This window comes from Amycolatopsis sp. NPDC101161, from assembly GCF_044768185.1.
GTDB lineage: Bacteria > Actinomycetota > Actinomycetes > Mycobacteriales > Pseudonocardiaceae > Amycolatopsis.
In genome coordinates this window covers 384383-408779 of sequence record NZ_JBIWPI010000006.1, presented here as the reverse complement: position 1 = coordinate 408779, position 24397 = coordinate 384383, and the positions used below count along the sequence as shown (strand labels likewise).

General features: G+C 70.1%; 15 protein-coding genes, 1 tRNA gene and 1 pseudogene. 5 read left to right on the top strand and 12 right to left on the bottom strand.

Annotated features, from left to right (window positions below; all coding sequences use genetic code 11):
• The first annotated feature begins 17 nt into the window (after nt 1–17).
• Nucleotides 18–773: a hypothetical protein gene (locus ACIRSS_RS40450; RefSeq protein WP_400904721.1), complete on the top strand. Its 756-nt coding sequence runs from the start codon at nt 18–20 to the stop codon at nt 771–773.
• A 43-nt stretch (nt 774–816) separates the two neighbouring features.
• Here the strand turns inward: ACIRSS_RS40450 and ACIRSS_RS40445 are convergent, their stop codons facing one another.
• From ACIRSS_RS40445 to ACIRSS_RS40415, 7 genes are all read right to left on the bottom strand, one after another.
• Complete coding sequence (locus ACIRSS_RS40445) at nt 817–1800, bottom strand: hypothetical protein (protein WP_400904718.1); 984 nt, start codon at nt 1798–1800, stop codon at nt 817–819.
• 521 nt (nt 1801–2321) lie between these two features.
• Nucleotides 2322–3014, bottom strand: coding sequence for a Crp/Fnr family transcriptional regulator (locus ACIRSS_RS40440; RefSeq protein WP_400904717.1), 693 nt, complete (start codon nt 3012–3014; stop codon nt 2322–2324).
• 197 nt (nt 3015–3211) lie between these two features.
• The gene (locus tag ACIRSS_RS40435; RefSeq protein WP_400904715.1) at nt 3212–4732 is read right to left on the bottom strand and encodes a hypothetical protein; all 1521 of its coding nucleotides are present in this window, start codon (nt 4730–4732) and stop codon (nt 3212–3214) included.
• 14 nt (nt 4733–4746) lie between these two features.
• A complete protein-coding gene (locus tag ACIRSS_RS40430; RefSeq protein WP_400904712.1) occupies nt 4747–7113 on the bottom strand; it encodes a GTPase-associated protein 1-related protein in 2367 nt (788 codons plus the stop codon).
• Nucleotides 7110–8315, bottom strand: a complete 1206-nt coding sequence (locus ACIRSS_RS40425; protein WP_400904709.1) for a hypothetical protein — start codon at nt 8313–8315, stop codon at nt 7110–7112. The genes ACIRSS_RS40430 and ACIRSS_RS40425 overlap by 4 nt, the downstream gene beginning before the upstream one ends.
• Nucleotides 8293–10986, bottom strand: coding sequence for a hypothetical protein (locus ACIRSS_RS40420; RefSeq protein WP_400904706.1), 2694 nt, complete (start codon nt 10984–10986; stop codon nt 8293–8295). The genes ACIRSS_RS40425 and ACIRSS_RS40420 overlap by 23 nt, the downstream gene beginning before the upstream one ends.
• Nucleotides 10987–10991: 5 nt before the next feature.
• Complete coding sequence (locus ACIRSS_RS40415) at nt 10992–12635, bottom strand: Hsp70 family protein (protein WP_400904703.1); 1644 nt, start codon at nt 12633–12635, stop codon at nt 10992–10994.
• On the opposite strand from ACIRSS_RS40415, the pseudogene ACIRSS_RS40410 reads away from it, so the two are divergent.
• Both ACIRSS_RS40410 and ACIRSS_RS40405 read left to right on the top strand, forming a co-directional pair.
• Nucleotides 12610–13176: pseudogene (locus ACIRSS_RS40410) on the top strand (toll/interleukin-1 receptor domain-containing protein); the annotation flags it as partial. The gene ACIRSS_RS40415 and the pseudogene ACIRSS_RS40410 overlap by 26 nt on opposite strands.
• 69 nt (nt 13177–13245) lie before the next feature.
• The gene (locus ACIRSS_RS40405; RefSeq protein ID WP_400905884.1) at nt 13246–18279 is read left to right on the top strand and encodes a CHAT domain-containing protein; all 5034 of its coding nucleotides are present in this window, start codon (nt 13246–13248) and stop codon (nt 18277–18279) included.
• On the opposite strand, the gene ACIRSS_RS40400 is transcribed toward ACIRSS_RS40405, so the two are convergent.
• Nucleotides 18227–19813, bottom strand: coding sequence for an Hsp70 family protein (locus ACIRSS_RS40400; protein WP_400904700.1), 1587 nt, complete (start codon nt 19811–19813; stop codon nt 18227–18229). The genes ACIRSS_RS40405 and ACIRSS_RS40400 overlap by 53 nt on opposite strands.
• A gap of 86 nt (nt 19814–19899) precedes the next feature.
• Here ACIRSS_RS40400 and ACIRSS_RS40395 point away from each other — a divergent pair, with 86 nt between their 5' ends.
• Complete coding sequence (locus ACIRSS_RS40395; RefSeq protein WP_400904692.1) at nt 19900–21093, top strand: TIR domain-containing protein; 1194 nt, start codon at nt 19900–19902, stop codon at nt 21091–21093.
• A gap of 182 nt (nt 21094–21275) precedes the next feature.
• Here ACIRSS_RS40395 and ACIRSS_RS40390 read toward each other — a convergent pair whose 3' ends face one another.
• Entirely contained in the window at nt 21276–21932 is a 657-nt protein-coding gene (locus tag ACIRSS_RS40390; protein WP_400904687.1) for a Crp/Fnr family transcriptional regulator, read from the bottom strand.
• 733 nt (nt 21933–22665) lie between these two features.
• Nucleotides 22666–22738: transfer RNA gene (locus ACIRSS_RS40385), tRNA-Asn, on the bottom strand.
• Between the two features lie 125 nt (nt 22739–22863).
• Between ACIRSS_RS40385 and ACIRSS_RS40380 the strand changes: the two genes are divergently transcribed.
• Nucleotides 22864–23076: a hypothetical protein gene (locus ACIRSS_RS40380; RefSeq protein ID WP_400905934.1), complete on the top strand. Its 213-nt coding sequence runs from the start codon at nt 22864–22866 to the stop codon at nt 23074–23076.
• On the opposite strand, the gene ACIRSS_RS40375 is transcribed toward ACIRSS_RS40380, so the two are convergent.
• Both ACIRSS_RS40375 and ACIRSS_RS40370 read right to left on the bottom strand, forming a co-directional pair.
• Entirely contained in the window at nt 23066–23827 is a 762-nt protein-coding gene (locus ACIRSS_RS40375; protein WP_400904684.1) for a trans-aconitate 2-methyltransferase, read from the bottom strand. The two genes, ACIRSS_RS40380 and ACIRSS_RS40375, sit on opposite strands and share 11 nt — an antisense overlap.
• Before the next feature lie 48 nt (nt 23828–23875).
• On the bottom strand, nt 23876–24397 hold the full coding sequence (locus ACIRSS_RS40370) for a hypothetical protein (protein ID WP_400904681.1): 522 nt from the start codon (nt 24395–24397) through the stop codon (nt 23876–23878).

Sequence of the window (24397 nt, the reverse complement as noted above, 5' to 3'; positions counted from 1 at the left end):
AGATCGGGAGGCGGACAGTGGACCCACGCGAAACCTACGCGGCGATGCCCGACGTCGCCGCTCTGGACGACTTGCCCGACGCCTGGCACTGGGCGACCGCCCCCGGCTTCGATTCCTGCGCCGCCCTGTACGACGACGGCAAGCGCGCGTTCCAGGCCTACGCCCTGGATTCGTACGACGAGGGCTTGGCCGTCGCACTGCTGTCCTTCGCCCGCTCGCACGGCACCGAACTGACCACCGACGCCCCGCTGACACTGGCCGAAGGCTTCTCCCACCCGGGATCCGGTTTCGACGCGGTGGCCGCGGCCGCCCCGGTGTTGCACCGCCTGTACCCGGACGACCCCGAGATGAACGACGCCGTCCGAGCGGTCATCCCGGTCTACCGCTGCGAAGTGGCCGGCGACGAAAACCTCCAAGACGCCGAGTACCGCTACAGCCGCGGCAGCGGCATCCGCGGCACCCGCTGGGACCGCCCGCCGTCCCCGTACCTGAAGTACCGCTACCGCGGCGCCACGGGTTCCGTCCAGGCGAAACGCGGGTTCGCCGGGCTCAAGTCGATGATCAGCACGGTAACCCGCGGCGAGGGCCGGCAAGACCTGTTCGTGGAGTTCGAGAACTACCGGCACGAGGTGTACACGATCACCTGGACCGACACCTGGACCCTCACCGGGCCGGACGGGGTCGCCAGGCAGGTCAGCCTCGAGGAACTGCTGGAAGCGGTCAAGGAAGCGCTGTACGGGCCGAACATCGAGTACGCGGACTTCCCCGCCTGAGGTGAGCGGCAGTGGCCACGGCCACTGCCGCTCGACCGCGAGGTCAGTTCCGGCACGTCCAGAGCGTGCCGATCTGCCGCGTGTTGTCGGTGCTGACCCCCGCGATCTGCCGCCCGTCAGCGCTGATCGCAGTCGGGTAGAGCGGGTAGGTGCTCCCGAGCTGGGGCAGCTGCAGCTGGCGGCCGTACTTCCAGCGGGCCGGGAACCCGGAGCGGTTCTTCGCCGCGACGACGCCGTTCGCCGCGAGGACCCCGCCCTGGGCATACGTGCTGTCAGGCAATGGGTGCTCAGCCCCGGTCACCACGTCGATGAAGGTGAGCTCGTCGCCTTCGGCGCCGCCGCGGTCGGCGATCAGCACACCGCCCGCCAGGTCCGACGCGCGGTGCCCGCCCGGGCCGATCACCGGGAACGACCGCACGACCGTGCCGTCCAGCCGGTAGACCGTCTGCACCTCGTCGCCGGCGAACCCCGCCGAACCGAGGACGAATCCGAGGTCGTCCACCTTCAGCGCCATCGTGTACACCGGCCCGTCGTCGAGCACCCGCGGCGTCCGCGTGCCCGCCGGCCAGACGACGGCGCGGGACAGGCCACCGACCCACGCATACCCGGAGACGTCGCCGCGGGCGTTGATGTCGGTCGCTCCAGAGCCCGGCTCGCCCGGTTCCGGCAGGAACGTCGTCACGCCACCCGACCGGATCGCGGCGCGCTGCGTCCCGTCGGCGAACTGCGAACCGACCATCACCCCGCCGGAGTTGATCGCGGACGGGACGAACGTTCCGAGGTCCGTGGTGACACCGTCGCGCCACAGCAGTCCGTGTTCGTTGTCGCCGAAGTGCGACCGCCCGAGACCGACAAACGTGCCGTGGTCGTCCGTACCGGCCGGGTAGACCTCCTCGCCCGCGACCGACCCGGGCAGCTCGGTCACCCGGCACACCGCTGCCGGAGCGAGCTCCGCCGCGGACGCCACCGCCGGCGCGGCGACCACCAGCACACTTACGGCGGCCAGTATCTTCAACCCTGTACCCACGTTTCCTCCCCTGGTGAACCGGCGGGCCCGCGCGGACCGGCCGAACCCCTCACGCCCGAGCCGGTCCTTCGGTTGAGTCCTCGGGCGCGGCTTCGGTGCACTCGCCTGGTTCAGCGATTGCATCGCATGGCCAGCGCTGCCATCTCCGTCCAAGCTGGTGGCGGGGCTGCCTGTATCGCTACCGCTCCGAGAGTTGCAGTTAAAGCGCCGTGGCGGCGGCTCCCGGCCAGCGAAGCGGGACATGGATGGCCATCTGTACCCATCAAGGTCAGGACCTTCGGCTACTGCGAGCGTGCGGGATGGAGGCAACGAACGTCGCGGGTACAGCACGCGGACGGCGGGAGCCGCAGCGACTGCCTGCGAGCAGGACAACGGCCGAGCGGCCCGAGCCACCGACCCACGCAGGTTGCGCGCGGTCGAAGGCCGAAAGCGGAGGGCGGTGCCACAAGCCGGCACCGCACCCGGTTCCACCACGATCTCTGCCGTGATCGTCGCAGCTCCGGAAACGCACAGCGCATCCCTCAATGGCGACATGACCCCGCGACCAGGTTTCCGGCCGCATCTTGGACGCAGGCGAGGCAACGGACCCGGATCTTGCGATAACCGGGCCGGACGAGTTCCTGCGCGGCCAGAGTGCGCAATGCCCGCTGGACCGACACCTGGGCGACGTCCAAGAGCTGCGCGATCTCCAGCTGGGTCAGGGGGATGTCGACGTCCGCCGAACGCGAGCCCGCGCCGGACAACCAGGCCAGCTCGGCCAGGACGGCCGATACCCTGCGTTCCATCGGCAGGCTGGACGGCACGAGGCGGCTTCGCTCCAGTGCGCACTGCCGTTCAGCGATCGTCCGTGCCAGGACCAGCGCCGCGCGGGGGTGGATGTCGAGGAACGCCGTGAACCGGTCCCGGTCGAGGCGGACGACGGACACCGGCCGCTGCCGCAGTGCGATCACCGAAGGCACCCACTGCGGGTCGGCGAGATAGGCCAGTTCGCCGACCAGGTCCCCCGGGCCGCGGAATCCGAGCAGCCGCTGTCCCGACTCGCCTTCGGCCACCACTTTGGCCTCGCCGTGACAGATCAGCAGCACGTCGCCCTCGGTCGTCAGGCACTCGCCGGCCTCGTAGCGGACCTGACTGCCCGTGGTCAGCGCCCAGTCCAGCTCGGCGGTGGTCAGCTGGCCAGCGAAGGTAGTGGGAGGCCACGCGGTATCAAGCATGCCGACTGTCTACTGGAGCAGCTGTCGCGGTTCTGCGTACGAATACGCAGAACGCCCACCTCGTCAGGTGACACGGGACAGAACCGCCAGGACCGCGTTCACAACAGCGATGACCAACAGGCAGGCCACGATCAGTGCCGTCGTCGCGACCATCACGACCACTGACACGCGCCACCGGCGGAAAGGATCCTCTGCGGTCACAGCTTGAACCCCTGGGTCGCGAGTGTGCGTTCGGCGAAGGACTCGACACTGCTGTCCGCGGTGTCATGCCCCGTCGCCAGCGCCGAAGTCAGGAAGAACGAAACCGACTTGAAGTTGTTGTCCATCGCCCGTACCAGATTGCCCTGGGCCAGCTTGTCCACGAGCCAGGCGCGGATGGAACCGTCGTCGGTCCGGTCGACGGTGCGCAGTGAATCCTTGATCAGGTCGGCTTTGCTCAGCGCCACGACCAGGTGCACCTTGCGGAGGTCGATTCCCATGGCGATCACGGTCATCACCGTTTCGTCGAACGTCTTGGACGGTTCCTGCTGCGCGCGGATCTTCTCCATCTCCGGGCGGTGCGACTCGGCGATCGACGTCCAGAGCCGGTCGATCGACAGCGGGTCGACGACGAACACGAACGTCTTTGCCACCCTGAGGTACTCCAGCTGCTGGATCTTGTCCGAGCGGTAGAAGACTTCGCCCTGGGCGTCGAACACGTGCAGCAGCTTCTTCTGACCGCGCCGCGGCTTGACGTACATCGAGTACGCCGGAACGGTCGTCGCGCCGCTGACCAGCGTCGTCTTCTCCGACCGCTTGGTCGTCACCAGGCCGCGCCACGCCTTCGTGGCGTTGCCGCGCGTCTGGTCGTCGGCGAAGGCGAACGTGCCGCCGGTGCGGTCGGCGAGCGTCTCGATCGCCACGGTCAGCACGGTGATCAGCTGAGACTTCCCCGCGCCCGGCGCGCCGAACAGCGGGATGACGATCTCGCCCGCCAGGCCGGTTTCCTTGGCCAGCGGCTTGTCGCAGCGCGGGCACCAGCTCTCGAGCCGGTAGTTCTTCGACAACGCCGTCGACGCCAGCCGGTACCCGCAGCCGCACGTGCGATGCAGCAACCCGTAGCGGCCGGGCCGCAGGTTGTGGTGCCGGACTTTGCACCCCGGGCAGGTGTATTCGGCGCACGTGAGCCGGTGTCCGCAGTTCCGGCACGTCATCGTCACCCCGCGCACGCGCAGCACGAGCGCGTCCACGCCTGCGAGCACCCATAGGAAGCCGTACTCGGCGACGAAGAGCACGCCGAGCGCGACCGCCTCGGCCAGCGCCAGCCCGGCGATCACCACCGCGGCGACCGCGGTGCCGATCAGCACACCGGCACCGGCGGTGCGCCGGAACGTGGTGTACTCCGGCCGGGGCGGATTGGCCTGTGCCGGGTGCAGGACGCGGAGCTTCTCCCAGCACGACTTGATCGTTTTTCCGACCTCGGACCAGACTCGCACGTTCGCGTGCCGGAAGTCGCGCCAGGACTGCCTGCGCAGATAACGCTCGTGCGCGTACTCGCGGTTGGCCACGCCCTTGGCCGGTTTCGGGATCTCGGCGGTGAGGGGCTCCTTGCCGAGGCCCATCGCCCGGGCGAAGGCACGGCCGGACGCGCCGAGGATGACGGTGGCGTACCGGACGCCGTGGATAGCAGGCAACGCCAGGACCAGGCAGATGGCGACCGTCAACGCGGTGATCAGCATCGGCTCCTCCTCCCCTACGGCCGTCGCGTCCGTGCCCGGAAGGGCCAGAACCCGGTTCTGGTCCGCCGCGGCTGCTCGGCGAACCAGACCGCGGCGGTGGGATCCGCACGCTCGATCAGAGTGACGACCTTGCGGACGTCTCTGCGCGGCAACAGGTCGCGCAGCTCCAACACCACCTGCGAGATCTCATCGAATGCCGGACGGGACGTGCGATCACCGCTCATCCGGGCGATCATCCACGCGACGAGCACGTGGTTCTTGAGGTCGAGCAGCCCGGGCCGCCCGGCCGAGCCGTGGATGCGGAGGTAGGTTTGCCGGAGGTCCGGTAACCGAACCAGTACCTGAGCCCGCTGGTGATTCGGGAGCTCGTCGATCCGGCCTAGGAGGCACCGCACGATCATTTCGCGGCGTTGCGGGCCGGAGGACCGGTAGCTGCGGGACACGGCGTCGAGCAACGTCCCGAAGCTCCGCTCACCGGCGCCCGTCATCTCGTCGATCAGCCGCCGGACTGTGGCGTGGGTGTCGATCCGGTCGCGGACCACGGCCGGCAGGTCGTGGTACAGGCCGGTCTCGTCCAGCCGGCCGCACAACCGGTCGAACAGGTGCTCCTGGCCCACCACCGGTGGACCGGTGACCGACCTCGTGAGCCACTCGAGCACGATCGGAGCCCGGCAATCCTCCGGACGCAGGGCACCCAGCACATCCAGTGCCTCACCGTGCGTCCAGCCACCGGACGGCCACAGCAACCGGAGCACCGCGACGTCGACCTCGACAGGAGTGATCTCCCGCAGTGCCTCGGCCGGGGTGAGCCTGCCGCGGCGGACGTCCGCGACCGCGACGGCCGCGACGAGTTCGTGTTCCTTGCCGGCCTCGAGCAGGTCACCGATCCCCGAGCCGAGCACGGCGACCACCGCGCCGATGTCCGTGCGGGCGACCGTGACGAGGTGGTCGACCGCGCCCCAGGACAGCGGTGGCTGCGCGCCGAGGAGTGACCGGCTCCGCTCGTCCGTCCGGTTCTCGAGCACCAGCGGACCGAAGACGTGGTACCCGGTGTCGCGGAGGGTACGCTCGCCGACTTCGACGCCGGAGCGAGCAGCCCACATCAACGCGTCCACGGCGTTCTCCGGGCTCGTTCGAGGCAATTCTTCAGCCAGTGTGTTGCGCGCTCGAGTGCGTGCCTCGTCCGTGGACAGCTCGAGGTCACCGTCGAACTCCCGCCGGCCGCGAAGAGCGGACCGGAGGACCACATCGGCCCAGTCCAATTCGATCCTCCTCAGAAGACCGTCCGCCCCCGCGGTTCGCGCGGCTTCGGAAAGAGATCGCAAGGCCCCGGCCGCGTCGGCGCAGGAAGCGGCGGCAGCCAGCACGCGGGCGCCGATGTCGCCGACGACGTGCGCGCCGAGTCGGCCGGCGCGCCCGGCCAGCCAGGGTGCGACCGCGGCCGCGTCGGCCGGCTCGCCGAAGCCCGGCCGCATGACGGCGGCCGCCACGACCGGATGCCAGTCGTCGAGGCCCTGCTCGGTTCCGTCCGCCAGCGGTCCGGCGCGGTCCCAGACCGCGGGGGCGTCGAGCAGGCCGATTTCGGTCAGCAGCCCGGCCAGCCGATGCGGAGCGATCGGGCTGCTGCGCCCGGCGACCATGTCGAAGAGCAGGTAGCTGTCGAACGCCGAGCGGTCCACGTCGGAACCCGGGACCGTGCCGATGACGTCGAGCCTGCTGTACTGCGGCTGGTGCAGGTAGGTCGCGAACGACATGAGGCGCACCAGGTCCTCCGGGAGCAGGTAGGAGACGGCCGCGATCCACTGCGCGACGGCGTCGGCGTCGTGCTCGACGAGCACGACTTTGCGCTCGCCGCCACGGACCGCCGCGTCCACCGCGGTGAGGAGGTCGGGCAGCCGTTCCCAGCACGGGTGCGACCGCACGAACTTGTCGACGCCGGCGCGGTCCAGCCGCCCCCGCTGCGGAGGGGCGGGCAGTTCGGGCAGTGCCGGATCGGGCACTGCGGAACTGGTCCAGAACGGCGCGCGCCACAGTTCGATCGGCAGCAAGTCACCCAGGGACGCTTCGGCGTCCTCGCTGACCAGGGCGTGCGCGAAGTAGTTGCCGAACCGGTGCGAATAGTCGTTGCCGACGAAGACCGTGTTGGCCAGCAGCGTTTGCGGCCCCGGCCGGTAGCAGAGGTTGACCGGGTAGCGGTCCAGCCGGGCCACCCCGGCCTCGGCGGCCAGCTCCCGCGGCGGTTCGTAGCCGGCGAGGGCTTCGACGTCGGCCAGGACGTCCGGGCGCAGGCCGGGCGTCGACGCGTTGAACTGGAAACCCGGATAACCGGCGAGCCCGTTCTCACAGGAGGTGTAGTAGAGCTGCCCGAACGCCGCGCTCATCGGCGGCCGGCCTTGTCGATGACGCCGAACTCGGTCAGCAGCCACAACAGCGGGTCCTCCACCCGCCAGCCGTGCGGGCTGGACACGCGCTGCATGCCGCCCTCTTGGTCCAACCGGGGGCTTTCCCCGAGGGCGGACAAACCGAAGAAGCGGTAGCGCGCGAAGTTGTTCGCCAGCGAGGTTTCGATGTTGTGGCCCGTCCAATCACGCAGCAGGGCCTGCATGTAGCGGTGCACGGCCAGCCCGTCGGCGTCGTCGAAGACCGGCCGGCCGGACGGCGGGTGCGCCAACGGGTTGCCTTCGGGCAGCGTGCCGGCAAGGGCGTCCATCTTCGTGAACGCGACGGCGAGCGGTTTGTCGATCTTCCGCTGTGCGTGCGCGGCCCCGCTGGCCTGCAGCAGCTCGATGATCCTGCTCAGCACCGCGGCGGGCCCGTCGGCGGCCCGCCCCTCCGCGGGGAGGAGGGCGTCGGCGTCCGCGAGCGGCCGGGCCCCGCTCAGCTGCAGCGGATCGAGCAGCAGGATGATGGCGTCGGCGCTGGACAGGTACCGCACGTGCTGGTCGACGTCGCGGTCGCTCCGCATGTCCTCGCCCGCGGTGTCGAAGAAGGACAGCGTCGTGCGGGTGACCTCGCGGGCCCGCGATTTCGGCCGTCCGACGGCGAAGTTGAACACCAGCGGACGCCGCCCGCCCGCGGTCGCGACCGCGGACTTCGTCGGCCCGAAGAGCTGGTGCCGTTCGTACAGCTGCTTCTCGTAGTCATCTTCGAACCTCGTCCTGGTCGGCTCGTCGGCACCGAGCAGGGAAGCGCCGAACCGTTCGCCGACCGCGTTCGCGAGCTCGTGGAGCAGCACCGTCATGTAGACCGTCTTGCCGCTCTCCTTGGCCCCGACCAAGGCGATCAGCCGGTTGTCGGTCTCCACGTACTGGACGGGGAGCGTGCTGTGGCAGCGGGGGCAGAGCCGGTAGTGGGTCACCGCCTCGCACTCGGGGTGCACGGCCTCCTGCCGCCGCCCGTCCGCGGCGAAGGTGGGGGGCTTGGGCTCGAACTCTTCCATCTGCTCGCCCAGGACGTGGTCGACCGACGTCGAGCACCGCTTGCGGCGGCCGGGCAGCCCGGAGCAGCGGAACAGGATCTCCTTGACCCGGAAGCGCTGGTAGCAGTAGGGGCAGGTCAGATCACTGCGGCGTAGCGGGAACAAGGATCACCTCGTCGGGAGCGGCGGAAGACGGATCGAGGAAGCAGGCGAGGCCGGACAAGGGACGCACCAGGACTTCGAGCGGTACCGAGACGCGCTGGCCCCCCGCCAGCTCGCGCGCGGTGATCGTGGCGAGGGTGGTGCCGCTGCCGGCGCGCAGCGGGAGGATGCCGTCCTTGCGGTGGACGACCAGCACCGCCGGCAGGTGGCACGTCTGGTCGCTGGTGAGGACTATTTCGTGCCGCCGCCGGCCAGGCAGTCCCGTGGATTCGACCGCGTAGGTGACCTTCGCCCGTTCGCCGGGAATCATGGCGGTGACGGTCGGGGACGATTCGTCGGCACCGGGCCGTCCGGTGACGGTGCGCACCGAGACGGTGATCGGTCCGGGCCTCGCGGTGAACGTGACCCCACCGGACGCGGTGTGCTCGCGCAGGGAAGCGCCGAACTCGCCGAGGGGCGCCGACGGCGAGCCGGTCGCGGTCGGCCACCACGCGACGCGCACCCGGCTCGCACCCGGCGGCCAGGTCCAGAAGAGCCGGACGACTTCGCCGTGGCGCCAGGTTCGCAGGTCGCTGACGGGATCGAGCAAGGACACCGTCGTGCCGGCCCCGATCGCGGCCCGGTCCCCCGAAACGGTGATCGCCGTCAGCACCACCCGGCCCTGCGGAGGCCGGAACACGAGGTGGTCGTACCCCCGGTCGTCGGTCGTCACCGTGCCGCTGACCAGCTTGCCGATACCTGTGGCCGTGGCCCGGGGCACGACCGTCCCGACCGGCCACTCGGGTTTCCCGGCCGAGACCCTGATCTCCGCCGTCCCGCTACGTGGTCTGGGCCAGTTCAGCTCGACGACCGAAGCGCCGCCGTCCTGGGCCGCCGTCCACCGCAGCTCCTCGACCGCGGTCGGCAGCGCGGTCGGGGTGGCGAGAGCACGGACGGGAGCCGATCGGCGCTCCTCGCCGGACGGGGACCTGTAGAGCGCGGTGACCGCGTACTCGTAGGTCACCCCAGTCCGCACCGCCGGGTCGGTGAACGTCGACGTCCCCCGGGCCGGCACGGCCACGGGCTCGCCGGAATCCTCCTCGACGGCGTCCACCGCGCTCCGCGTGACGAGCACGCCCGAGGTCCCGGGCGCCGTCTGCCAGGAACCGGCCACCGCCTGCTCCGTCGCGCGGAGTTCGAGGTCGGCCACCCCCGGCACCGACTCGACCGGGGACGCGGCCACGCCCGCCGACCAGGCTTCGCCTCCCCGCGACGCGAAGACGGTGTAGCAGACGGGCATGGCAGGGGGTGGCAGCTCGTCTTCCGCTTCGTTGCCCGTGGTCTCGGCGACCGTCGTTCCCGCCGTGCTGGTCACCGCGGGAGACCCGGCAGTGCGGACGACGCGGTAGCGCACCTCGGGCGTCCGGGCCCTGCTGGGTGCCCACCGAACGTGGATCCGCCCGCGGACGCAGTCGATCCCGGCCGTGACCTCGCACGGCGGTGGCGGCGGGATGGCCGCCAGCCGTGCTCGAAGGCTTTCGTCGTCCGCCGCCGCCGACGACGCCTCGGCCAGTAGCGCGGCAGCTTCCTCGGAATTCCCGCCGGCCAGCGCGCTTTCGGCTTGACGCGTGAGGTCGGCGACCCGGCACGTGATCGCCTCGAGTTCGGCCCGCTCCTGGCGGCATTCGCCGGACGGCACCTCGTCGAGCAAGCTTCGCGCCTCATTCAGCTCACCGCACCGGATCGCCTCGGCGATCCGCCGTCCCGCAGTGTCGTCCCTGGCCGGGCGGCCGGTGCCCGCCGTCAGCGTAACGGCCAGTTCGACCGCCTCCGCCGGATCCAGCCCGAGATCGGTGGCGCTCTGGGTCACCACCCGCACCGGCAATCCCGCTTCCACGTCGGGGCGCAGCTGTTCGGCCACCTCCCACAGGAACAGCTTGTGCAGTGCGTCGGTCTGCTCGGCGAGCCCGATGAGGATCGCAAGCACGGTCTCCACCGCGGTCTTGTGCTCGTCGTGCTTGCTCCGCGAATTCTTTTCCCGGAGGGAGAGCAGTTCCGCGTGCGTCACCGTCTTCCCGTCGGCCGCGAGCCGGAAGCCGTCCTTGAGCCGGAAGCCCGCGCGGACCGCGTCGGCGCCGAACACCACGTCAGGCGAGAGCCGGCTCCCGAGAGCCCTCAGCGGGCCGGTCAGCGAGCGCGCCGAAGGAGCGGGCGGGGCCGCCGGGAGGTCCCACGGCGGTTCGATCACCGTGATGTTCTTCTCCGCCAGCGCCGCTCGCACCTCGGGCTCGGTGAACGCACCGTCCAACACGGCCAGGAGCCGGCGCAGACCGGACACGGTCAGGCACGACGCCGAGTGGGCGATCGCGGCGATCCGATCGTCCATCCTGGCGCGTGCGCGGCTGCGGCCTTCCGCGTGCTGCTCGGCGAAGGCCTCCAGCGTGAGCTTGCCACGCCGGCTCAGGTCGGTGTCGGCGGTGAGCAGGGCGGTCGCGAGCGGGAGGTACTTGCGCTGGTGTTTCAGCGACCGCCAGAACTTCACGATGGCGGCCACCCGGCGCTTGAACTCCGCCGGGTCGCGGACCCGGTTCGGGTCGATGTCGTATCGGAGGAACAGGTCGGCCGGGGGGATGTTGCCCGCCCGCCGGGCCGCGTCCAGCACGGTGACCCGGTAGGTGTCGAACTCGGACGGCATCGACGTTACCCGCCGACCGAGTACCGGGCGACCGCGTCCCGGGCCTGCGCGACTTCGTCACGGTTGAGGCCGCCGATGAGCAGTTCGATGTCGAGGTCCCCGCCGGTGGTCGTCTCCACGGCGTGCACGCGCAGGGTGCCGTTCTGGGCCATGTTGAAGGTCACGTCGATCGGCGATCCCTTGGGCAGCGGGGGGAGGTTCGCGATGTTGCCCTCACCGATCCGGTTGTTGTGCTCCAGATCCGCCGAGGCCACCGCACCCGCCTGTTCCCACACCTCGATCCGGATGTTCGTCTGGTCCGGGTGGACCGTCGCGTACCGCTGCACGGGCGGCGTGGCCGGCAGGACGTCGTTGGCCTTGATCAGGTGGTCGACGTAGCAATCGGTGAGGCTGCCCGCCCGCAGCGCCTTGATGCCGAAGGCCCGGGGCGCGACGGTCACCACCTTCTTTTCCGAAAGCCTGCGCACCTCTTCGGGGGCGATGCCCAGCTGGTCGGCGACCATCGCGACGGCGGACGGAGCTGCATCGTCCCCCTCCGGGAAGGCGGTCTTGACCGTCTGGATCAGTGCGAACAGCGCGGCACCCTTCGCCACGGCCAGGTCGGGATCGTGCAGCCGTGGTTCGAACCCGAACCGCGCCCGCAGCCCGGCGGCGACCGCCGACAGCCGCGTCGAGCCGCCGACGAGCAAGACGTCGTCGAAGTGGTCGACGCCCTTCGCCGTGGCGGTCTCGATCGTCCGCGCCGTGATGTCGAAGGTCCGTTCCAGCAGGTCCGCGGTCAGCTGCTCGAATCGTTCGCGGGTGAGCTCGGCGGTCGCCACTTCGCTCGCGAAGCGCATCGGCTGCTTCTGACCGGTCTTCCGCGACAGCGCCTTCTTCATCTCCTCGGCCGACGTCGCGAGGCTCTGCAGGAAATCCTCGTGCTCGCCGGCGGCCGAGGCGGGGTTCTCGGCGAGGAAACACTCCAGCAGCCACGTGCTGATCCGCTCGTCCCAGTCCGCACCGCCGAGGTGGTGGTCGCCGTCGGTGCAGACGACGCTGATGTCGTCGCCCACCAGCCGGATGACGGTGGTGTCGAACGTTCCGCCGCCGAGGTCGTAGACCAGGATCGTGCGGTCGCCGCCGCCGGCGGCCTCGTAGTGCAGGGCGGCGGCAACCGGTTCCGGCACGACGTCGACGACGTTGAGACCGGCGATCTCGCCGGCGTGCCGGGTCGCCTCCCGCTGGCTGACGCCGAAGTAGGCGGGCACGGTGATGACGACGTCGTGGACCGGCTCGCCGAGCTCGGCGGTGGCGGCGGCGGCTATTTCGCGGAGGATGAGCGCGGAGATCGACTCCGGGCTGTGCTCCGTGCCGTGGAACGACAGCGTCGTCTTCTCCCCCATGTCCCGCTTGATCAGCGAGGCGACGAGTTCGGGATTGGTCTTCTGCGAGTTCTTCGCGATGCGGCCGACGATCACGTTGTCCTCGGTCTCGAAGAACACCACCGATGGCGTGGTGTCCTCGCCGATGGCGTTCTTGACGATCGTCGGACGTCCGCTGTCGTCGACGTAGGAGATGCACGAGTAGGTGGTGCCCAGGTCGATACCGAAGGTCCTCGACGGCTTTTTCGCGGCCGGGTCGATGTGTTCGTGTGCAGAGGCGTTCACCGGAGCGGATCTCCTCGGAAATGGTCGAAGCCGGCCAAATCAATCACGAGACGTATTTGCGCAATGGTCATCTTTATTGCGTCGAAGACGATACCCCGACCGGCGGCACACAGGGGGACTCGGTCACCGATTCGGCCGAACGGAGGGATTCCGGAATCGTTTTTCCGGCGCGACCTTGCCGATCCGATCCCCGCGGTGTCACCATGGTCACCCCCACCGAAAGGACACCGATCTGACTCGTTGGGATGTCTTCGTTTCCTACTGCAAGGCGGACGAGCAGTTCGCCGAGAACCTCGGCGGCGAACTGGAAAAACTCGGCCTCGGTGTGTTCCTGCGCGCGTGGGACATCACGGCGGGCCAATCCGAAATCGGGCGCACCGACGAGGGCATTGCCGGGGCGGACAGCGCCGTCATCGTCGTCGGGCACGCTTCGCACGGGGTGACGGACGAATACCGGACCCTCGCTCGCCAGTTCAACGCCAGGCGGTTGCGCAGACTGGTCCCGGTGCTCCGGGCGGACGGCCTGGAGGTTCACCTCCCGCCCCACCTGAGCGACCAGGTACCCCTCAGCTTCGCCGATGTGGCGGACACCGAAGCTTTTCGTGCGCGCGTGGGGATCCTGGCCGACGCCTTGCGCGACCGCCGCGCTCGCGGCTTCGTCGAGACCGGCTTCCCGGTGCCTCCGGACACCGCTCGCGTCGTGGATTCGCCGGTGTGGACGACTCTGCGCGTCGGTCCCCGGGAGTCGGTTCTGGCCGTCGAGGGCAGAGATCCGGTCTCCGCGACCCACGGAGGACCGACCCAGGCGTTGCGCAACGCGTTGTGGACGATGGACCGGGTGCGGCGCAGCGCCGACCGGACCTTCCGCGCCCGCGGGCCCGGCCAGGGCGGTGCCACCACGCCCGATCTCGACGACGCCTGCCGAGCCGTCGGCCGTCGGCTGGCGGAGGACTTCCTCAAGGGACCGGTGCTCACCGCGGTCCGTGAGCACCTGGACGAGGTCGCGCGGGCAGGGCGGATCGTCCACTTCGCTCTGCACCTCGACGACAGCCTGAGCAACCTGCCGTGGGAGAGTGTCGTGCTCCCCGGCGACCCGGATCCCCTGTGCCTGCAGGCTTCGGTGCGCCTGTATCGGCACGTCGCGGGCCTCGGGCCCACCGTGCGGCCCGACGTGCCCGGCCCGCTGCGCTTGCTCGCCGCCGTGGCGAGCCCGGACACCGGCGGCGGGGAACTGCTGGACTACGAGTACGAGCTCTCGCGGATCCTGGACGAAGTCGAAACCGCTCGCCAGGACGCCGGTGCGTACGTCCGGATCCTCAACTGGGGCTCCCTGACGGCGATCCGCGAGGCACTCACCGAAGAACGCTTCCACGTCTTGCACGTCTCCTGCCACGCCCGGCCGGGCGAACTGCTGCTGGAAACCGAGGACGGCGGGGTGGACCGGGTCCGCGCCGAGCGGTTCGCGGACGAACTGGCCGTCACCGGGAAACCCGTGCCCCTGGTGGTCCTGGCCGGGTGCTCCACCGCCCAGGCCGGCCGGGCGGACGGCCTGCCCAGCGTCGCCCACGCGTTGCTGGAGCGCGGCGTGCCTTCGGTGCTGGCGATGACGGCCTCGGTGAGCGACGACTACGCCACGGAAATGCTCGCACGCACCTACCGGGAGCTGGCCGTGCAGCGCGACGGGTCCGACCCTCTCGCGGCCGTGGCGATCGCGCGCCGGGAACTCGAGCGGCGCCGGAGGGACGACCGGGGCCTGCTGCTCGCGGAATGGGCCACCCCGGCGTATTTCCAGCGCGTGCGCGGCGGCGACCTGATTGGCCCCGGGAAGCACGAAGAGCCCGGCAGCCGGGCCCACCGGGTCGGTCTGCGGGGCATCGTGGATCTTCGGCTCGGCGATTTCGTGGGACGGCGGGTGGAACTGCGCGAGCTGGCCCGGACACTGCGCGTAAGCGGTGGTGTGCTCATTCACGGCATGGGCGGGGTCGGCAAGAGCAGTCTCGCTGCCCAGCTGGTGCACATGGTGCGTGACGAGCGGACCGTCCTGGTCACGCTGCACGGCCGGTGCACCGTCGACCGCGTGCTGCGCACCGTGGCCAAGCGTCTCCGCCACCAGCCCGGCCGCGACCGGGAGGTCCTCGCCGACCTCGTGGACGACGAGGTGCCGTGGCGGGACCGGCTTGACGACTTCGCGGCGTACGTCCTTCCGTCACTGCGTTCCGGAATCCTGCTGGTGCTGGACGACCCCATCGGTGATCCCCTGGAGTCCGGGACGCGGGACGGCAGTGAGTACGGCGAACCCGAAGCCGGTCTCGTCGACTTCCTCGACGCGTGGCTCGGGCTCGGGAAACTCGCCCGGCTGATCGTGACCTCGCGGCACCGCGAACCGCTGACCGGCAGTGCGGGGCACCGCCTGCGCGTTCACCACCTCGGGCCGCTGTCCGCGGCCGAAACCCGGAAGCTGATCTTCCGGCTGCCCGCTCTGGACCGGCTGCCGGCGGCGGACCGGCGGCGCGTCCACCACGACCTCGGCGGTCATCCGCGGGCCCTCGAGTACCTGGACGCCGTGCTGCGCGGTGGCCGGCCGCTGGAGGCCCGGAAAGGGTCAGGCGCGCAGTTCGACGGCGTGATGAAACGGATCGGCCTGGCGCTGCAGGCCGAAGGCCTCGACAGTGGGTCCTGGTGGCGGGAGCGCACCTTCGACTCCGCCCTTGCGGAAACGGTGGCGATCACCGCGTCCGACGTGCTGTTGCATCGGCTGCATGACGAACTGACCGCCTCGTTTCCCTTGGCCGCCGAGCTGTTCGTGGCGGCATCGGTGTACCGGGTGCCGGTCGACGCGGCCGCGTTGCTGTGGGCCGTCACGCCCGTCCGGTCCCTGGACGAGGACCCCGCGATGCGCGACCGGCTCACCGAGGCCCACCGGGCACTGCGCGAGGGACGCGGACTGCCGCGGGACCAGTGCGAGCAGCTCATCCGCGACCTCGCCGTCATGGCTCAGCCGCCCGAGCGCCCCGGCCTGGCCGCCGCCCGCGACCGGCTGCTGGAGCTGACCTTGCTCGCGCCGATCCGGCAGCCGGCGGACGACGGCGGTCCGCCGCCGGAGCAGTACCTGGTCCACCGCTGGACGGCGCGGGAACTGGCGCACCACGTGGATCCCGCGGTCCTGGCCGCGGCGCACACCCGGGCCGCGGCGTACCACCGGTCGCGGGCCCAGCTGTGGGTACGGGAACCGGCGGTGCAGGTCGAGCTCCTGGAGGAGGCCCGCCACCACAGCTGGGCGGCGGACCTGCCGGCCCAAGCGGTGGCCGTGACCGCGGAGATGTGCTCGGTCCTGGACCGGCTCGGCAGGCAGGACTGGGAATGGTCGCTGTGCGAGGAGATCATCGAGCGCATCGGCCCGGGCTCACCGGACGCGCGTGTCTTCCACCACCGCATGTCTGTCATCGCTCTGCGGCGGCACGCGCTCCCGGTCGCCGAATCGTGCCAGCGCAAGGCGATGCCGGAGACCTCGGGCGACAGCATCGCCACAGCCGTCGGCTTCCAGCAACTCGGCACGATCGCTCAGCTGCGAAGCGACAACAGCGGTGCCGAAGAGGCCTACCACCGGGCGATGGCGATCGTCCGCCAAGCATCGGTCGCCGACCGGATCGACGCCCGTGTGCTCCTCGCCGGCTGTTACCAGCGGCTCGGCGGCCTCGCGCTCGGATCCGGCGACGACGACCGCGCCGAGCGGTTCAGCCTGGGAGCTCTCGAACTGGCCCGGGAGATCGAGCAGGAGGCGGCGGACACGTCGGCCAACCTCGAGCTCGCCGCGGTGGCTGCGGCCGTCGGCGAAGTCGAGGAGGCCCAGCGCCACGGCCTGCTGGCCCTGGAAATGGACGCGGCGGACCTCGACATGTGCCGGCTGGTCGCTACGGCGTCGCTGCAGCTCGGGGCGGTGTCGCTGACCAGGCGGTTGCTCGACGACGCCGAGGAGCACCTCGAGCTGGCGGAAAGCCTTGCGGTGGAGGCGCACGACGTTCCGCTGCAGGCGTCCTGCCTCCAGCTGCTCGGCGAGGTCCAGGTGAACCGGCACGAGTACGAGAACGCGCGGTCCACCTACGAGATGTTCGCCGAGTGCGCCGACGCCCTCGACGACCGGCGCGGCCGGATCGTCGCACAGCAGCAGCTGGGGCGAATCCACGCCTCGCTGGGCGACCCCGCGGGCGCCCGGGAGGCGCTGGTCTCGGCGATCGCGCTCTCGGAACGCTTGGGCAGCGACCAGCTCGTCGCCACCACGCGGCTCGTTCTCGGCGGCATCTTCGTCGGCGACAGCGAGCTCGATCCCGCCACCGGCCAGTTCGAGCTCGCGCACGCGACGGCTGAGCGCATCGGGGACCATGGGCTCGCCTTGGCGTGCGTGCTCCAGCTCGCCCTGATGCGGCTGCGCCGGGGCGACCTCGCCGGCGCGCAAGAGCTGTTCGAAGACGGCGTCGGCCGGGCTCACGCGCTCGGCAACACCCGCACCGGGGCGACCTGTCTGCTCGCGCTCGGGCTCGTCGCCCGCGAGCGGGGTGCCACCGCCCAGGCGGCGCGGTGGTACGAAGCCGCCCTCGAAACAGCCTCGGCCGAACACAACCCGCGAGTCGAGGCCGAGTGCCTGGCCCGGCTCGCGGACCTCGAATTGGACGAAGGCGACAACAACCGAGCGGAGGAGCTCTACGACCGGTGCCTCGTCTTGCTCGGGATGGTCAGTGCGCCGCACCTGAGGGCCGACGTGCTGCGCCAGGTCGGGCGGTGCCGGCTCTACCGGGGTGAACCACGCCGGGCGGCCGAGGCGCTGCTCCGCGCGGCGGAAGCGTTCACCGAGCTCGGGGAGCCGGTTTGGGTGCTGTCCTGCCTGGTGTGCCTCGCCTGGGTCCTTCCCCGGGCCGGCCGTCCGCAGCAAGCCGGCAGCGTGAAACGGCGGGCGGCCGGCATTGACGCGGCCGGATTGCCACCCCAGCTCGAGGTGGCCCGGCTGCTGCTCGCGGGCGAACACGCGGTGGAGACCGGGAACCGTCCGGCAGCAGGCGTTTTCTTCCGGAAGGCGGTGCACTCCGCCCGCGTGACCGGCGAACCGCAGCTCCTGGTCGACTGTCTGTGGCACCAAGGCCGGCTCGCGCGGGACGACGGCCGGATCGCCGAAGCCAGGTTGTCGGTGGAGCACGCGCTGGAGATCGCCGAGCGCGAGGACGACCAGATGCTGATCGTCCACCTGCTGCGCGAACTGGGCCTGATCGTCGCCGTGCAGGGCGACCGTGAACGGGCGCGGCGGCTCCACCTCCGATCGGCCGAATACGCCGCCAGGCTCGGTGAGCGCGAAGCGCTGGGCTGCGCGGAAGCGCTAGCGCGAGACGGAGGCCCGGGCGAGACCCTCGACCGGGTGGCCGCCGCCGACGACGACTTCGCCGAGCTGCTGTCATTGCGGCGGGTCCGCGCGGTCGACACCGGCGCGGTGTTCGACGACCGGATGGCCGCCTACGCGGGCGCCCCGATCGACGAGATCGTCACCGAACTCATGCCGCAGTTCTCCGGCGTTTCCGGAGTGCCCTCCGTGGTCTCCCCGTCCGTCACGTCAGTCTTGCGACGTCATCTCGCGCCCGGGCCACCTGCCGTTCGGTGAGGTCCCCGATCTTGATGTCGACGGTGGCCGTGCCGCGGGTCTTGATCTCCAGTACGTCGACGTTCAGGACACCGTCGGCGTCCAGCTTGAACGTGACGTCGACCGGGGATCCCTTGCGCAGCGGCGGCAAGCGGCTGACCACGGCTTCACCGATGTGCTTGTTGTGCTCGGCCTCTTCGGACTCGATCGACCCGGCCTGCTCGTAGATGAGCACCTGGATCGAGGTCTGGTCGTCGTAGGCGGTGACGAACTGCTTCCGTTTCTGCACCGGCAGCGCGGTGTTGGCGCTGATCAGGTGGTTGACCAGGAACGAGTCGCCGTCCGGGTCGGCCGGGTCGACGACCGCGACGCCGAACGCACGCGGCACCACGTTGGTCACGGCCCGCTCGGCCGTGGCGCGGACGACACCTTCGGGCAGTTCCATCGCGCGGGCGATCTCGGCGGCGGGCGAGTCGTCGCCGACGGGCCGGCGCAGCCGCACCGACTCGTGCAGCGCGAACCACGCCGCGCCCTTGGCGACGGCGAGGTCGGGCTCGTGCAGCTTCGGCGCGAAACCGAAACGCTCGCGCAGTGCGGTGTCGATCGCGGGCATCCGCGTGGACCCGCCGACGAGCAAGACCTCGTCGTAGTGGTCGACACCGCGCTCGGCGGCGAGGCCGAGCGTGCGTTCGGTGATCGCCATCGTCCGCTCGACGAACTCGGCCGTGATCGCTTCGAAGGTGTCGCGCCGCACCTCCACCACGGCGGTGTGGTCGCCAAAGGTCATCCGGTGCCGGCACGCCTGCCTGCTGGTCAGCGATTGCTTGAGCTCTTCGGCGTGCAGGGCGATGTCCTGGAGGAACTTCTCGTCGTCCTCGGCACCGGTTCCGGGGAACTGCTCGGTGAACAGGTCGCACAGGTGCGCGGCCAGCCGGTCGTCCCAGTCCGCGCCGCCGAGCTGGTGGTCCCCGTCGGTGCACACCACGGTGACCTCCCCGGGACCGAGGCGGATGACGGTCGTGTCGAAGGTCCCGCCACCGAGGTCGAAGACGAGCACGGTCCGGGTGGCGTCGGTGTCGTGCACGCCGTAGAAGAACGCTGCTGCGACGGGCTCCGCGACCACGTTCACCACGTTGAGCCCGGCGATGGCTCCCGCCGCCTTGGTCGATTCCCGCTCGGCGACACCGAAGTAGGCGGGCACGGTGATGACCACGTCCTTGACCTCTTCGCCCGTGGCCTCCCGCACCGAGCCGACCAGGTCACCGAGGACGAACGCGGAGATCCCTTCGGGTGTGAAGGACCGGTCGTGGAAGTCGAGCTCGGCTTCGGGGTGGCCCATTTCCCGTTTGATCCGGGACACGACCAGGTCGGGGTGGGTGAGAGCGGCCTTTTTTGCGTCGTCGCCGACCACGACGTGGAACGGCGACTCGAAGTAGACGACCGACGGCGTAACTTCTCGGCCGAGCCGGTTCCGGATGATCTCCGGTCTGCCAGAGCTGTCGACGCGGGCAATGCACGAGTAGGTCGTTCCGAGGTCGATTCCGTAGATGGTCATCTGTTCCCCAACTCGACGGGTATGGTGCCATTCGAAGCGGCTCGGCCGCCGCTTCGAAATCAATCACGTGATGCTTTTCGAATATCGTGAGCGATCCGGTTCGGGCAATAGTAGCTTTGTTGCGCATGCCGGTTCGGACAGGAGGAAAAATGGATGTGCTGGCGGCTCGTGACGGACAGCCGGTTCCGGTGACCGTCGTCGTGCTCGATGCGGTCGGGTTCAGCCGGCACGGCACCTTGGTGCAGCTGAGCTGGCGGGAAGGCATCCGCGAAACCCTGGCCGCGGCGATGCGGGCCGCGGGGATAGCCGCCGATCAGTACCGGGCCGAGGACCGCGGCGACGGTTTCCTGGTGCTCGTGTCGGGCACCGTCCCGAAACCGCGCGTGGTCGCCGACTTCGTCCGGGAGCTCACCGGCCTGCTCGCCGAACACAACCGGACTCGCAACCCCGAAGGGCGGATCCGGCTGCGCGTCTCCGTCCACCACGGCGATGTCGTGTTCGACGAGATCGGCTTCGCCGGTGATGCGGTGGTGGTCGCCTCGCGGTTGATCGACTCGCCGCCCGTCCGGCGGGTGTTCGAGGCCGACGACGACACGGACGTCGCGCTGATCGTGTCCGCGGAGATTCACGAGTGCACGGTCGCCGAGCGGTTCCGCGGACTCGACCCCGAGACGTTCCGGCACGTCGACGTCCTGGTGCCCAAGTTCACCGGTTCGGCCTACGTCCACGTGCCGGGGCGCGCTGCCGCTCCGGCGGAACCGGGCCCGGCAGCCGAAGCGGATCCGACTGAGACCGGACCGTCCACGGAACCGGGTTCGCCGGAAGAGTCGATGATTGCCTGGGACTTCCTCGTTTCCTACGCGCCCGAGCAGGAGCGGTGGGCGGAGTGGATCGCCTGGGAGCTGACCGGCTCCGGTCACCAGGTGCACATCGAGGCGTGGGACGCGGTGGCGGGCACCCACGACGTGCAGCGGCTGCACGACGCGGTCCGGTGGTCGAAGCGCACCTTGGCCCTCTTGTCACCGGATTACCTCCGGTCGGCCCAGGTGGGGCCGGAGTGGCAGGCGGCGTGGTCTGCCGACCGGGATGGCATGCGGCGCAAGCTGATCCCGGTGCGGATCGAGCGGTGCGAGCCCGACGGCCTGCTGCGTGGCATCAAGTACATCGACTTGACCGGTCTTTCCCAAGCGCAGGCGCGCCGGAAGCTCCACACCGAGATCCAGGCGTCGATCCTCGGCCGTCGGCCGAGGACCCCGGCCCGGCCGCTGTTCCCGGGGTGAACCAGGTCTGCGTATTTCCGACGTGGGTGCCGGCTCGGACCTGCGCTGTCCTGGGGCGGCGGTGGTCCACGTCGTTGTTCGCGAAGGAAACCTCGACCTGTCGTCGCGATGCGCCACGGTCATTCCCCCGCCCTGGTACGCACCGACGACCTTGCCGCACGGGTGATCAGCTGTTTCTCCGATCAAACCGGCGATGTACCCGGCTGGAGATCGTCGGTGATCATGCTGAGCACATCAAGGTTCAGTATCTCGATCCTCCGACGGGATGTCCGCACCGCACCGAGTTCGCGCAGGTGACGGAGAGCTTTGACCACAGCTTCCCTCGAAGCTCCGGTCGCCTGAGCCAGTTCCGCCTGTGACAGCGGCACCTGGATGGCGGCACCGTCACGACCGACGAAGCCATGACGTCCGGCGAAGTCCGCCAGCAGCCGGGAAGTCCGGTGCAGCACGGCATAGGTGCTCAGTTCCAGCCGGTGCGCGTCGGCTTCGCGGAGCCGCTCGGTCACCATTCGCAGCATCGCGAACGACCGAGCGCCGTCCTTCATCAGGAGACTTCGGAAGGCGGCACCCGGCAACACAGTGGCGGTGACCGACGACAAAGCGGTGACAGTCGCCGACCGCGCCCTGCCGTCAATGGCGGCGATTTCGCCAAGCAAATCACCCGGTCCTCTGATCGCCAAAACGACCTGGCGCCCGGCAGGGGACGAAAGGGAAACTTTAACACTACCGATTTCGATGATGACGACGTAATCCGAATCGTCGCCTTCGTGGAGAACCGTCGCACCGGCCGGCCAGCTGCGCCGGACTCCCTTCCCGCGCAGATCGTCCAGGCAAACCATACTCGTCTCCGATCCGTCGTCCACAACCAACGCTCGACACGGTCGCCCCATCCTTACAGGCAGTGACCACAGGCAACGGCACCGATCAGGCGAATGTCCTAAATTTGACCATCACTCATCCGGACGACGCACCGGAACGAATGATCATCCGATTACCGGCGACCATCACCGTCTTCCGAGCCGGCACGTGAAATCTGCACGATTCCCGGATTCCTCCACAAAGGACTGCCACTGAAATTCTGCTCGACGCGGCAGGGCAAAATGGCAGTTCAGGGCCCTCGCCGACCGGTTCCACGCTCCGGTGGCACCCATCTACGCGCTCGCGCCCCTCGATGGGGTTCACCCTGACTCCGCTCGGGCCGCGACCACGTCCGGATGGCATCGGCACCCTCGCGGACCCGCCGTGCCCGGACGACCGGTAGGTGAGGTCGGTGACCGCCGCGCGGTCGAGCCGGCCGATGCCAATGCCGATGAAGGTCCCGTCAGTCGCCGCAGCCGACTAGCTTCGGCCCGCCGGCCGACTTAGGGTGCCGAGGCTCGGACCAGACAGGCGCTTCGGTCACTCGCTCCTACGTCCGCCGGCCGCGGCGTCGACGTCGGCCGGGCAAGCCGTAGCCAGCAGTCACGCAGCGCATCAGGACGACGACCGATCACTGGGCGATCGTCAAAATCGGCGCCGAGTCGCCCAGACCGCGGACGCAAAGAAGGCCCAGGTCGATGACCTGGGCCTCTGCTCCCCCGCTTGGACTCGAACCAAGAACCCTCCGGTTAACAGCCGAATGCTCTGCCAGTTGAGCTACAGGGGAATGTCGCTCACTTCCGGTGTCGTCCGTCTCCGTCCGACGAGAAGAACTTTAGCCCATGCCCGCACACCCTCCGCACCCACCCCCCACTTGGCGCAACCACCCCCTCGCGGCCGTTTTCCTGGACAATGGACAGTCGGACGACCTACGGATGGAAGGCGTGGACGCGGATGAAGAAGTTCCTGCTGGGGGCAGGCCTGGGGTACGTGCTGGGCGCCAAGGCAGGCCGGGGGCGGTACGAGCAGCTCGTGCGCACCTACCGCCGGGTCGTCGACCACCCCATGGTCCAAGGTGCCGCCGGGGTCGCGCGGGCCAAGATCAGCGAGAAGGTCAAACGGTAGCCACGAAGAACACCCTGCGGAACTCGAACCACGTCGTGCCGTCGGGGCGGGTCGGGTACGCCGTGGCCAGCAGTGGGGCCAGCTCGGCGCGGAACTGCTCCCACTCCGCGTCCGGCAAGGCCGCCCGGATGGGCCGCAGCGCCGTGCCCGCGATCCACTCCAGCACCGGCGACGGCCCGCGCAGCGGCTGCACGTACGTCGTCTCCCAGGCGTCGACGCCGCAGCCCGCGTCGGCCAGGAGGTTCGCGTACTCCAGCGGGCTCGACACCGCGTCGTCCTCGCGCAGGACGACCTCGGCCAGCCGGGACGACCAGGCCGGGGACGCCGCTAGCTGGCGCGTCAGCGCGTGGGACGGCGCGTTGAAGTTGCCCGGCACCTGCACCGCCACATACGCGCCCGACGGCAGCGCGGACACCCACCGGCGGAGCAACGCAGCGTGGTCCGGCACCCACTGCAGGACGGCGTTCGACACGACGACGTCGGTGTCCGGCGCCGGCTCCCAGTCACGGACGTCGAGCAGCGACGCGTCGAGTCCGCGAGCGCGCGCGGCCGTCACCATTTCGGGTGAACTATCACTGCATTCCAGCACCGCCGAAGGCCACCGCTCTCGCAGCGAGACGGTCAGATTGCCCGGACCGCACCCCAGGTCCACGACGCGTCGCGGGGCGGAAGCGCCGATGCGGGAGATGAGGTCGTAGAACGGCCGGGCCCGCAGGTCGGCGTAGTCGAGGTACTTGTCCGGATCCCACACGACAGCCTCCCAGTAAACAGTACGCCTGTACTGAGTACGAGCGTACTGCTACTCGGCGGGCTTGACCAGCTTCGCGGCGACCTGCTCGGCGATGGACGTCACCAGCTCGACGTCGGTGCCCGGGTCGGGCCGGACCTGCAGGACGCTGCCGTCGCGGCCGGGCACCTTGCGCTGCACGAACCACGCTCCCCCGGACCCGATCTCCTGCCGGTGCCGCGAGCGGATCGAGCCCTCGACGCGCTGGTAGGCCTCGCGCGGCAGCTTGCCCGGCGCCGGCAACCGGAACCGCACCGGCGGGAGGTCGGCCAGCACGACCGCCGAACCCGCCGTCCCCACCTCGGACGACTCCGTCAGCGTGAAGACGCCGTCCGCCCAGGCCGCCTTGCCGACGAGGTGCCAGCCGACGCGGCGCGCCCCGTCATCGGACGGCACCCACAGCCCGAGCTGCGTCACCACCAGGTGCCCGCCGCCCTCGACCGGGGCGCTGTCGACGACGTCTTCGCCCGGCTCCAACGACCCCGCGAAGCCCGGCGGGGTGCGGTCGCCCAGCAACCGGCGCAACCAGCTCAT